The 12,705-nt window shown below is 25.5% G+C and carries 14 protein-coding genes and 1 riboswitch; of the genes, 1 reads left to right on the top strand and 13 read right to left on the bottom strand.

Features of this window, described 5'->3' with window-relative positions; genetic code table 11:
* Window positions 1–14: 14 nt before the first annotated feature.
* The 5 genes from I4V51_RS15110 to I4V51_RS15090 all read right to left on the bottom strand — a co-directional run bounded on the left by I4V51_RS15110 (window position 15) and on the right by I4V51_RS15090 (window position 4,359).
* A complete protein-coding gene (locus I4V51_RS15110) occupies window positions 15–974 on the bottom strand; it encodes a YkvA family protein (RefSeq protein WP_195989268.1) in 960 nt (319 codons plus the stop codon).
* A 209-nt stretch (window positions 975–1,183) separates the two neighbouring features.
* Window positions 1,184–2,005, bottom strand: coding sequence for a MetQ/NlpA family ABC transporter substrate-binding protein (locus tag I4V51_RS15105; protein WP_195989267.1), 822 nt, complete (start codon window positions 2,003–2,005; stop codon window positions 1,184–1,186).
* A gap of 37 nt (window positions 2,006–2,042) precedes the next feature.
* Window positions 2,043–2,678 (bottom strand): methionine ABC transporter permease, encoded by a 636-nt coding sequence (locus I4V51_RS15100; RefSeq protein WP_195989284.1) that lies wholly within the window; start codon window positions 2,676–2,678, stop codon window positions 2,043–2,045.
* A gap of 14 nt (window positions 2,679–2,692) precedes the next feature.
* Window positions 2,693–3,655 (bottom strand): methionine ABC transporter ATP-binding protein, encoded by a 963-nt coding sequence (locus I4V51_RS15095; RefSeq protein WP_195989266.1) that lies wholly within the window; start codon window positions 3,653–3,655, stop codon window positions 2,693–2,695.
* 97 nt (window positions 3,656–3,752) lie between these two features.
* Window positions 3,753–3,939, bottom strand: a riboswitch (SAM riboswitch).
* Window positions 3,940–4,071: 132 nt separating this feature from the next.
* On the bottom strand, window positions 4,072–4,359 hold the full coding sequence (locus I4V51_RS15090) for a DUF503 domain-containing protein (RefSeq protein ID WP_195989265.1): 288 nt from the start codon (window positions 4,357–4,359) through the stop codon (window positions 4,072–4,074).
* 218 nt (window positions 4,360–4,577) lie between these two features.
* Between I4V51_RS15090 and I4V51_RS15085 the strand changes: the two genes are divergently transcribed.
* The gene (locus I4V51_RS15085) at window positions 4,578–5,903 is read left to right on the top strand and encodes an MATE family efflux transporter (RefSeq protein WP_195989264.1); all 1,326 of its coding nucleotides are present in this window, start codon (window positions 4,578–4,580) and stop codon (window positions 5,901–5,903) included.
* A 54-nt stretch (window positions 5,904–5,957) separates the two neighbouring features.
* On the opposite strand, the gene I4V51_RS15080 is transcribed toward I4V51_RS15085, so the two are convergent.
* From I4V51_RS15080 to I4V51_RS15045, 8 genes are all read right to left on the bottom strand, one after another.
* On the bottom strand, window positions 5,958–7,241 hold the full coding sequence (locus I4V51_RS15080) for a DUF4179 domain-containing protein (RefSeq protein WP_195989263.1): 1,284 nt from the start codon (window positions 7,239–7,241) through the stop codon (window positions 5,958–5,960).
* Window positions 7,234–7,728, bottom strand: a complete 495-nt coding sequence (locus tag I4V51_RS15075; protein ID WP_195989262.1) for an RNA polymerase sigma factor — start codon at window positions 7,726–7,728, stop codon at window positions 7,234–7,236. Before I4V51_RS15075 ends, I4V51_RS15080 begins: the two co-directional genes overlap by 8 nt.
* 156 nt (window positions 7,729–7,884) lie before the next feature.
* Window positions 7,885–8,397 carry a hypothetical protein gene (locus tag I4V51_RS15070; RefSeq protein WP_195989261.1) on the bottom strand — a complete coding sequence of 171 codons (513 nt, stop codon included), beginning with the start codon at window positions 8,395–8,397 and terminating at the stop codon, window positions 7,885–7,887.
* A gap of 24 nt (window positions 8,398–8,421) precedes the next feature.
* The gene (locus I4V51_RS15065; protein ID WP_195989260.1) at window positions 8,422–9,840 is read right to left on the bottom strand and encodes a HAMP domain-containing sensor histidine kinase; all 1,419 of its coding nucleotides are present in this window, start codon (window positions 9,838–9,840) and stop codon (window positions 8,422–8,424) included.
* Entirely contained in the window at window positions 9,833–10,915 is a 1,083-nt protein-coding gene (locus I4V51_RS15060) for a sensor histidine kinase (protein ID WP_195989259.1), read from the bottom strand. The genes I4V51_RS15065 and I4V51_RS15060 overlap by 8 nt, the downstream gene beginning before the upstream one ends.
* Complete coding sequence (locus tag I4V51_RS15055; RefSeq protein WP_195989258.1) at window positions 10,890–11,588, bottom strand: response regulator transcription factor; 699 nt, start codon at window positions 11,586–11,588, stop codon at window positions 10,890–10,892. Before I4V51_RS15055 ends, I4V51_RS15060 begins: the two co-directional genes overlap by 26 nt.
* A 169-nt stretch (window positions 11,589–11,757) precedes the next feature.
* Window positions 11,758–12,066 carry a hypothetical protein gene (locus tag I4V51_RS15050; RefSeq protein ID WP_195989257.1) on the bottom strand — a complete coding sequence of 103 codons (309 nt, stop codon included), beginning with the start codon at window positions 12,064–12,066 and terminating at the stop codon, window positions 11,758–11,760.
* Between the two features lie 50 nt (window positions 12,067–12,116).
* The coding region (locus I4V51_RS15045; RefSeq protein WP_195989256.1) for a hypothetical protein at window positions 12,117–12,705 on the bottom strand (589 nt) is incomplete at its 5' end.

The raw sequence follows: 12,705 nt of genomic DNA, 5'->3' as shown, positions 1-12,705 counted from the left end.
GTTAAACTCTAGTTTTAAACTGATAAGATTTCTTCCATAACCCTATAAATACTATCTATATTCTTAGCACCAGTAAAGTTAGTAGCATATTCAATTACATTCTTAACAACTACTAATATATCATTTTTACCTTGCCAATTTTCCATTATTATATTTAATGGCACATCTGTCATTATAACATTCAATGCAAATATTCCAATTGCTATATCATCAATTTTACCTACAAAAGGAACTTTATCAGGTATTAAATCACTTGGTATTGTAATGTATGCAACAGCTCCTGATATTACAAGTTTAGTTTTCATGCTTACTCTTTTATCTTTAAGTAATCTATATATTAATGCTGCAATATCTGGCAATACAAAAATATAATCTTTATATTTTTTAGCCTTTTCTGGTAACTTTCTACTAACCTTTTCTCTTCCTTTAGTATAACAATCTTCGGTTTTCTTTATTTCTTCTTCATTAAATTCAGATTTATTTTCTTTTTCAAAGCTTATAAGTTCTATTTCTTTCTTTAATTCTCCACCTAAAGATAAGTTTATATTTTTTAATTCTACATTTAAAACTCCATATGCACAATATATACTATTAATATCAAAATCAACATACGGAATATCCTTTAGTAAATATTTATATTGTATTATAACTTTACCATTATCATAGCTTATACCCATATCTTTTAAAGATTTTAGAGCAAACTTTAATGCAATCTTTCTTAAAAATGATGCTATTCCTATATTAAGAATTTTAAATCCAGTAAGCTCACCATTTATTAATCCATTTTCCATAGAATTTAGCTTAAATCTACATTCAAAATTTATAACAATACCCTTTGTAAATGAACCTACTATCCTTATATCTTCTTTTATTTCTATATTCTCTATATTAAGTTCTTTTATTGATACAAAATCATTATATATACTTAATAAATCTTCCCCTGTTAAACCAACATTTATATTAGAAATATTCATAGCTTGTCCTCTTTTCTCCCTCTAATACTTGTAATATTTTTCTATATACTATATACATAATATACAGTATACTTCATTTACTCAAATAATAAAAGATGATTTCCTTAATAGAAATCATCTTTTATTATCTCCGTATTATATCATTTAAGCCCCTTTATAATAATTAATTCCCCAAGTAATTATTATAGTTATTTATTGCTTTTATTAAATTAAAATACTGGAACAACTGCTCCATTATATTTTTTTTCTATAAACTCTCTAACCTCATCCGATGTAAGAGCTTCTGTTAAATCCTTAATTTTTTGAGTATTTTCACTACCTTCTTTAACAGCTAAAACATTTCTTCTCTCTTTTAAACTTGCAATATTTTTATCTTCTGCATAGAAAGCATCATTATTTACATCTAGTCCTGCTTCTAATGCATAGTTACCATTAATTACTGCAATATCAACATCTTCTAAAACTCTTGGTAATGTTGCAGCTTCTAACTCTTTAAATTCTAATTTTTTTGGATTTGAAGTTATATCCGCTATAGTAATTAATTCTCCATCATTTACTTCAATTAATCCAGCTGCTGCTAATACCCTTAATGATCTTGCTTCATTTGATGGATCATCTGGAACTGCAACTGTCGCTCCTTCTTTAATTTCATCAACAGATTTATACTTTTTAGAAAAAGCCCCCATTGGTTCTAAATGAATTTCTGCTGTATAAGTTAAATGTGTACCATTATCTTCATTAAATGAATTTAAGTAAGCTATATGTTGAAAATAGTTTGCATCTATTTCACCATTTTCTAATGATGTATTTGGCAATACATAATCAGTAAATTCAACTATTTCAACCTTATATCCTTTTTCCTCTAAAAGTGGCTTTGCAACTTCCATAATTTCTTCATGAGGAACTGGTGATACACCCACCTTTATTACTTTATCATCGTTATTTGATGAACTTCCACTATTTCCACATCCCACTAATCCTAATACTACGATACCTGCTATTATTGCTGTTAAAATACTTCTCTTTTTCATGTAAAATTCCCCCTAAATTTATTTTTAATATTACTTATTAACTTAATTTTTTATATAAATAGTTCCCTAAACTTTGCAGTCCTTGAACCATTATTATTAAAATAATCACTGTAACTATCATTACATCTGTCTGATATCTTTGATATCCATAGCTTATAGCTACTTTACCTAAACCACCTGCTCCAACACTTCCTGCCATTGCTGAATATCCAATTATATTAATTATAGTTAATGTTAAACCTGATATAATTGCTGGAACAGCTTCTTTAATCATTACTTTAAATATTATCTGAGTATTTGATGCTCCAAATGATTTAGCTGCTTCTATTACTCCTGGATCTACTTCTTTTAATGCTGATTCTATTATTCTTGCAACAAACGGTGCTGCTGCTATTGTTAATGGTACTATTGCCGCTGTTTCACCTATCGGTGTTCCAACGATTGCTCTAGTTAATGGAATAATAAATACTATCAAAATTATAAATGGAAAACTTCTTAGTATATTTATTACTAAATCTAGCACCTTATATATTACAACATTTGGCTTTAATCCTTTTGGAGCTGTAACAGTTACTATTATTCCAAGTATAAATCCTAAAATACTTGCAAATAATGTTGAGAAAAATACCATATAAATAGTTTGTCCCAATGCTTCAATCATAATATTAATCATTTTACTATCCATGTTTACAACACCTCCAATATAATATTTTTTGCTGATAGATATTTCATTACTTCTTCTCTATCCTTTTCATATATGTTTATAGTTAATGTTCCTAAAACTTTATCTCTAAATTTCTCTAGATTTCCACCAACTATAGAAAAATCTATATTCAATTCTCTTGCCATTTTTGTTATAAGTGCATTTTCTGATGAATCACTCGGGAAAAACAACTTAATATTTACCCCTTCTGTTGGTAATGTGTCATCATCTACCTCTCCTAAAAACTTCTTTAAGGATACTTCTGGTTTTAAGAAGACCTCTTCTGCTCTTCCTTCAGCTACAAGTATTCCCCCTTGAAGTAATGCTACTCTTTGACAAACCTGTTTTACTACTTCCATTTGATGTGTAACAACAACTATAGTTATTCCTAACTTTTTATTAATATCATCTAGTAATGCAAGTATATCCTTAGTTGTTTTTGGATCTAGTGCTGATGTCGCTTCATCACATAAAAGTATCTTGGGTTCTAACGCCAATGCCCTTGCAATTGCAACTCTTTGCTTTTGTCCACCACTTAATTCTGATGGCTTACTTTTAGCTTTTTCTGAAAGTCCTACTATTTCTAAGAGTTCATTTACTCTTTTGTTTATAAATGACTTATCATATCCCCATACTTCTAATGGTAATGAAACATTTTGGAATACATTTTTTCTATTTAAAAGGTTAAAACCTTGGAATATCATTCCTAACTCTTTTCTTAATTCCCTTTTACCTTTTTCACTTAAATCTTTTACTTCCTTCCCCATAACTTTTACTGACCCATCATTATAATCCTCTAAAGCATTTATACACCTTAAAAGAGTTGATTTTCCAGCTCCACTATGTCCAATAAGTCCATAAATTTCACCTTCATTTATATTTAAAGAAATATCTTTTAAAACTTCAGTTTTACCAAAATTTTTCTTTACATTCTGCATTTTAATCATGCTTACCTACCTCCATGTTACTTATCGATTTTTTATTAAACAAAAAACGCACTAGAGAATAAACTCCAGTGCGCATAAAAATCACTATTAATTTACCCTCTCATCACTCAGTTAAAAAACTGCAGGAATTAGCACCACATTAACATAGTTAATAGTTTTTAGTTAGTAGTTAGTTATAAAATTCTAAAAATTTTCTTTCACTTTAACTACTCACTACTAACTTTTAACAGTTAATAGGTTGCCGGGTTTCACAGGGCCAGTCCCTCCACCACTCTTGATAAGATTCAAATATTTAATTTTTCCATGTCGTTGATATAAATATATATTACTTTGAATATTTTGTCAATAATTTCTTTATAAAATTTTTCTTAAAAATAAACATATATTTTATCCATTTTACTTAATATCATTTAATTTTAATAATCTATAATTTCCTCTTCTATCTTAATTAGCTCTGCATCAGTATTATCCTCAACAAAATCTAATATTTTTTCCTTTAATGAATATAACATCTCTTTTGTTGTGCTTACACTTATAATACCAATTCCTATTCTCTCATGAATATCTTGAAAATCCACCTCTGAAACTGATACATTAAATTTATTTGAAATACGTTTAGTCAAACTTAGTACTATCATTCTCTTTTCTTTTAATGAATTTACCCACTCTGCTCTTAATTCTAATCTCATTATTAATATTTTCATATTTTTAGCACCTCAACTTTAATTTTATATTAAATCTTAATTTGATACTATATTAATATTTTATCCATGTTACTTCTAAATATTGATATTATACTAATCATAATTTTTTATATTTCCACTTTAAATTTACCTCTTTTTACAATTTTATCATACTAGTATATAATTATTTTAGTTTTTATAAATACAAATAATTTTAAATAACTAAGGGGGACTTTTTTATGAGAGACTTAACTTCAGGACATGAGGGGAAATCAATTTTATTATTTACTCTTCCAATGCTAATCGGAGCATTATTTCAACAACTTTACAATACCGCAGACTCAATTATAGTGGGGCAATTTATAGGTAAAGATGCTATGGCTGCTGTATCTGGTGCTAATCCAATTATGTTTTTATTAACCTCACTTTTAACTGGTATTACTCTTGGATTTTCAATTTTAGTATCTCAATACTACGGTTCAAAAAAAATGGACAAGGTTAAAAATACAATAGACACAACTTACATATTTGTGTTTATATCTTCCTTAATAATCACATTCCTTGGAATAGCATTATGTGAACCAATTCTAAAGCTAATGAACACACCACAGGATATTCTTTATTCTTCAAAAATTTATCTTATAATAATTTTTGCTGGAACTATATTTTCTGCTGGATATAATAGTGTAAGTGCTATTTTAAGAGGTCTTGGAGATTCTAAAAATCCATTATACTTTCTTATTATTGCAACAATACTAAACATAATATTAGACATAGTCTTCATTATTTATTTTAAAATGGATATTTCTGGTGCAGCCCTTGCAACAGTAATCGCTCAAGGGACATCCTTTATATTTAGTATTATATACTTAAACAAAAAACACAAGTTGTTTAATATTAAAATTAAAGGAATGAATTTTAACAATAAAATATTCAATAAAGGTTTAAAACTTGGTATTCCTAGTGCCATTCAGCAAATGTTATTTTCATTTGGTAATATAGCACTTCAATCTTTAGTAAATAGCTATGGTTCTTCTGCTATGGCTGCCTTTGGTGCTGGTCTTAGAATTGAAAGTTTCATTTCACTTCCTATTATAAATTTAGGAGCTGCTGTCTCAACATTTGTTGCACAAAATAAGGGTGCTAAAAAATTTGATAGAATTACAAACGGATTAAAATATTCAATTTATATGTCAGTTGTTATGGCTATCTCTGTTGCAATTTTATTTAGCCTTTTTGCAAAAGAATTAATAATGATGTTTAATTCAGATAGTGAAGTATTACAAATAGGATCTCATTATTTAAATACTATAGGACCATTTTTTATATTTATCTGCATATCATTTATGTTAACTAGTGCTATAAAAGGGGCAGGAAATGCACTCTTTCCTCTTATTAGTTCAATAATATCATTGTGGCTTGCAAGAATACCTGGCTCATACTTTTTCTCTAATTTACTAGGAGTTGATGGTATATGGATTGGTATTCCTATTGGATGGATAATAGGTTTTATAGTTACACTTATTTATTATAAAAAAGCTAATTGGAGTAAGGAAATTATCTAATAAATAAACATAGAGGCCGAGTATTAATCTCGACCTCTATATGAGTTATATTTTTTATTTTAATATTAAATCTATCGAGTTACCTTCAATCTTATCCTTCATTATCCAAAATATTTTCAGTTCAACTTTATCCACATTAACATCATTTAATTTTAAATATGCCTTAATATAATAATTATCATTTTCTTCATCACTTATGCAAGATACTCCACTTTCACTTATTAAATCATCTCCATTCTCAAGTATAATATTTTCAAATGATACACTTTCAACATTTTCGGCCTTTAATATAAGTTCATTTCCAATTAAATCTTCAAATTCAAAATTATACCCATTAGGTTCTACTAGCTTATTCTTTAAATCTACAATAATACTTCTATTATCTTTCCTAGCATAATACATAGAATCAAACTGAAAAGTTAATTTTTTAATACCTTCTTTTATTTCACCTTGTAACTCTACAATTTTAATTTCATTATTTTCATCACTACTACTTATATATGATGTACTTATTTCATATATATTTCCTTTATCATCTACAAGTCTAGGATCTTCAAAATTCATATATTCATATTTATCACTATTTAATTTAAATTCCATAACAACTCTTGTTTTACTACTTTTTAAACTTATTATTTCAACATCTCCTATTTCAGTATTAATCAAATTGTTGTCTAAAGTAATTTCCTTTAATTCACTATTGAAAATTTTATTATCTAAGCTAATAGGTACATTAAAGCTTGAAATATAATTTCCACTCATTGCAGCTTCATCATCTTTAAATATATCAAATTTCAAATCAAAATTTTCATTAAACTCCTGAAATCCTATTTTTATATATCTTTCTCCTTCATTTTCTCCATCTCTAAATTCTATCAATACTGGAATTGCATTTTCTATACCACTTTTATTTACACTAACTGTAACTTCAACTTCTGTATCACTAGATATTTCGTAATCAATCCAAAGACTTTTCCAATCACCAGCTACAGTATTTACTTTAAGCTTTACTCCATTTTTTTCTTCCTCAAAATTAACCTCTTTAGCAAGCCCATCTTCTATTGCATTATCAAATCCTTTATCAAACTTAACAAGCTCTACTAGTTTATCAATTCCTGGTATCTTACTCATAGCATAAGCTACCGTTGGAAACATATTTACTAATAATATAAAAACTAAAAATGTACTTGCTATTCCAATACCATATCTATATATAATTTTTACTTTTCTTTTTCTTCTTCCCTCTCTTAAAGTCTTCTTTACCATAAAATCTAATTCTTTAGGTATTTCTATATTTTCATATTGTAATTTTTCATCCTCAAAATAATTTTTACTCATAACTTTCCTCCTTAATTTCTACCCTTAACTGTTTTAAAGCCTTATGCATTCTATTTTTAACTTTAGAAATTGAAATATCTAATATTTCTGCAATCTCACTTATCTTATAACCATGAAAATACTTTAAAATTATAATAGATTTAAGCTCTGGTTCAAGGTTATCAACAACATAATTAATATCAGTTGAATTCGCTTCTGATATGATGTCTTTTAAACATTCATCATCAGTAAAAATCATTTTAGAATTCTTTCTAATAAAATCTATTGAAGTATTAATTATTATCCTACTTAAATACTTATCTATAGATTCCTTATCTCTAATCTTAGATAAATTAGAATACCCCCTTAATATACTTTCTTGTAGTATATCCATAGCATCATGATGATTTTTTACATAACAATATGCTAATCTATAAAATCTTTCTTTATTATTAATTGCAGAGTCTTCAAATATTTTTTCTAAGCTCCTACCCCTATTTTTTATCATTAATTTATTCTCCTATCCAGAATTATATAAATAGTACTATTTTAAATTCTAATATATAGACGTACGAAAATGTAGTTTTGTTTAAATAACTATAAAATTTTATAAAAAAAATAACAAATGTATTTTTACACTTGTTATTCTTGTATCAATATTACTTTAATAATATTTAAAAAACCATTCTGTTGGTATTAAATATGTCCAAGGCATAGTTAATATTGCAATAGTTAATGCAACCTTTACCCTAGACTTTCTATCAATTATAACTTTATTAAATATATAATTATAATTAAAAATATAAATAAATACTGCTGCAACTAAAATTGTACTAAACACTATTATAAATGATCCTAAATTAGATAATGGATTGTAACTTATACATTGTACTAAATCTTCATTTTCCCCTAGTATCATCATTATAATAAATAACAATGATGTTCCTAGTATATCTGCTAAAAAGCCAAATATCCATACCTTTAATATGCTTCTTTTATAAAGACTTTTTGTACTTTCTCCAGTCACTGAAGATACCTTAAATATAAAAAAAGTAAATAATATTACTAAACTATCAATTATATAATTTCCTATTATAACTACAATAATAATAGGTGGAAATAACCAAAGTATCCATATTGGAAATATTAAATTATTTAATTTTATCTCTTTTTTCATAAATGTTCTCCTCTAATAACATTTCTAAATAATCATATCTACTATAAATTCATTGTTATCAATATCAACCTTAAGATGACCATTATGTAACTCAACTAAAGATTTTGCTATATCTAATCCTAAACCTGAACCTTCAGTATTTCTAGATGAATCACCTCGTCTAAATCTCTCCATAAATTCATCTCCAGTTAGATTTAGAATTTCCTTGGAAATATTTCTAAAAGTTATTCTAGTATAAAATCCCTTTTCAAATTCTAAACTTTCTTCCTGCTCTAATTTTATTATTACAATACTGTTTTCACTAGAATATTTCAAAATATTAGAAATTAAGTTATGAAAAACTCTCATTATCTTATTTAAATCGATATAGCTTTTCTTTAACTCTCCATCACTACTTCTTATATCTAATTCAAATGTTAACTTTGAGCCTTCAATTTTATCCTCTAATTCAATTAATGACTCCTTTAAAAGTTCATCTAATCTTACTTCAGATTTTTCCAATTTACTTTCTTCATTACTTAAATCTATTGATTCCTTTAAGTCTTTTATTAATGCCTTAAGCCTTGTAGATTTTCTTTCTAATATATTTATATATTCCCTTCTATCTTCTTTAGTAATATTCCTTCTTCTTAAAAAATTAACATAATTAATTATGGAAGTTAAGGGAGTTTTTAAATCATGAGAAATATTAGCAATTAATTCACTTTTACTACTATATGACTTAGCGTTATTAAAGCTTTCCTTTTCAGAAATCATTATTATTTCTTCTATTGCATTTATAGTTATTTCTAAGTCTAAACTTTTAAATTCTGAATTTTCTTCTCTAGCTTCTTTAACTTTTTCTTTTGCTAAATTATAGTTATTGTTATTTACTTCTTCTAATATTGAATTCAATGTTTCCTTAATAAAATCTCTTTTAAAGAAATTTTTTATATTTACTGATAATAAATATAATAGTATTAAAATATTTAATATTATCGCCCAATATAAAATTGCACTTTTAATATTTAAATTCTTAATGGTAATTTGAAAAAACACTTGATATAACATAATGTAAAATGCGCTTAATATCATAACCCTAAAAAATTTACTAAACATTTTATATTTATAATAATTAACTTCAACTTCACTTAATGATATATCCGATGTATAAACTCTATTTCTAGTTATTAATTGTATAATTGATATTAAAACCATAATCGAAAAAATGAACCAAGTTAAAAAAACTATGTATTTATTTGCTTCTGTTTCATAATTAGGAATAAATTCATCTCCTGTAGTATGTACTAACTTTATAACTAAAAAGTAATTTAATAAAACTAATATTTTACCTATAAAACTTTCTATAAAAACTTTTCCATTAATAGTTTTAATTTTTATTGATTCTTTATCAGTAACCCATCTACTACAATACTTTTTCTTTTCTATAAATTTATTAATCATTAATATCTTCTCCTTTCTCTTCAATTACTGAGAAAGAAACATTAACTTTAAATAAATCAGCTTCTATATCTAAATCAAAGCTACCGTTTTGAATTAAAACTAAATTTCTTGCAATCTCCAAATTTAATCCTGACACATTATCATCATTATTTTCAATAATTTCATCTAAATTTTTAGGAGATATATTTAATTCTCTTTTAGAAGTATTTTTAAAACCAACATTAACTATTTCATTACTTTTTTCCAAATTAATATATACCCTGCTATTATCTAAAGAATGTTTTAAAGCATTTTCAATAAATATTCCAAATACTCTCCACATTTTCTCACCATTGCATTTAACAAGAATCTTTTCTTTTGGAATATTGACTTTAAATATAATATTACTTTCATCTATTTCTTCTTTATATTCAATTAAAGCTTGTCTTAATAATGATACTATTTCTATATCATTCATTTCTAGGTGAATATCTCCACTTGCTACCTTTGCTGACTCAAAAAGCTCATCAATTAATTTTTTTAAACTATTAGACTTTTTGCTTAATGATAATAATATTTCCTCCTCATTCTCTTCTGAATCCTTCAATTTTTCTACATTTTCAATAATACAATTCAGAGGTTTATCTAATTTATCTGTAACTCTACTTACTAACAATAAATTCATTCTTTCATTTTTCTTAGAATTTTTTATTGATTTATTTATATTTACTACTATTTCTTTTATATCATCTGAAATTTCTCCATAGGTCTTACCCATTATATTTTTAAAGGCTTTAAATTCTTCTAATATGTTTTCTATGGTTATATCTTGATTTTCTATCTTATCTATAAAGTTATCTAACACTCTCCATAATGTTACTGTTCTAAAGTTATTTAAAATCACTTTTATTAATAAAGTTATATTAATATATATTAGTAAAACAATAATTAAATATAAAATCTTATATTCTTTTACTAATCCAATTATTAAAATACTATTTGTTATTGCTATACTTCTTAGTATTAAATATATTATATTCTTAACTTTATAAATATCAAACTCTTTTTCCTTAGTTTGATTCAATTTTATATCCAACTCCCCATACCACCTTTAAATACATTGGATTTTTAGAATCTACTTCTATCTTTTCTCTAATTCTTCTTATATGAACCATAACTGTATCTGTACTGAAACACGGTTCCCCCCAAGCAATTTCATATATACTTTCTGCTGAATATACTCTTCCAACATTACTCATTAATAACTCTAAAATTTTAAACTCAATTGGAGTAATTTTTATATTTTCTCCAAATACTTTTAAAACTTTACTTTTCTTATCTAGTTCTAAATCTCCAACTGTTATTATTTCATTCTCTTCCTCTGATTGATAATTTCCTAAAGATATGTATCTTCTTAACTGTGATTTAACTCTAGCTATTACTTCTAATGGATTAAATGGCTTTGTTATATAATCATCAGCACCTACATTTAATCCCAATATCTTATCACAATCTTCAGATTTTGCTGATAGAATTATTATTGGAATATTTTGATTTTCTCTAATTTTCATAGTAGCTCTCATTCCATCCATTTTTGGCATCATTATATCCATAATAACTAAATGTATTTTTTCATCATTTATGATTTGTAAAGCTTCTAATCCATCATAAGCCTTCATTATTTTTATATCTTCATTTTTCAAATAAATTTCTATAGCATCAACTATTTCCTTTTCATCATCAACTACTAAAACATTATATTTACCCATCTGTTTCCTCTTTTTTTATCTTATTTATATTTATTATATTATATCAAAAATACTATATCTATATATTAAAGTATAATTCTTACAAAGCAACTTAAACAAATCTTAACTTTTTCTAACAAAAATGCCCCTGATGCAAATCCAATACATGAATTTGCCTCAGAGGCATATTTTACATATTACTTATACTTTCAATTAAATTTATAAACTCACCTTCATCCTTCTTCTCAAGATATATATCTATTAAAGTCTTTGTAGGCATTTTAATATATCCCTTTTTCCCATTTACCAAAATATCTGATATTCTCAACCTAAAACTATCTTCATCACTTTTTAGTTCTCTAATAAACTTATCAACTTCATAATCTGCTAAGTCATCTATTAATTTTTCTCTCAATGCTTCATTAAAATTTTCTGCAAGCACTCTCTCCTCTTCACTTAAATCTTCAATATCATTATTTAATAATCTAAAAATATTCATATATCTTTTACTCCATATTTTCCATTTTTCTGCTGTATAAATTTAATATATTATCTTATATGCAATTTTATTTCTTTTACATAAATTGGTCTTTTAGATATTGCTCCATGCACTACTGTTAATTTTTGACCTGTACTGATATATGGATACTCATTAACACGAAGAATATATTCTCTTCTTTTTTCATAATCGGTTATATATATTCCATAATAAGTACTAGAGCCCTTACTTGTTGACTTTTCAACTATTTCTGTACATACACCTGAAATAGATGTCTGAATTGGAATTATTACTTCTAAAATTAAAAGAAGAGTTTTAATTCTAAGTACCAAAAATATAATTGCCCCGCCTATATTATTTTGAAATAAAACAATAAATATAACAATGCTAATTATATCAAAGGGTTTAATTGCCGATAATCTATCTGAAATTTTTACTTTTTCATAAGGATCAATCCAAAGTTTCAATCTCCATAAAATACTACTTTTATCTTTCTTTAGTACCTCTTCATGTTTTCCCATTGAATATCTTAGTTTATCAGCATATATATTTCTAGTTATAAGATATATAGATAAAAAGTATATTTCTATATTAAAAGCTGCTATCATTATTATTTTATCTCTTACAGTTAACATAACT

It is taken from the genome of Clostridium sp. D53t1_180928_C8 (assembly GCF_015667795.1).
Lineage (GTDB): Bacteria > Bacillota > Clostridia > Clostridiales > Clostridiaceae > Clostridium.
Note: the sequence above shows the minus strand (reverse complement) of the source record. Positions and strands in the feature narration are given on the sequence as shown.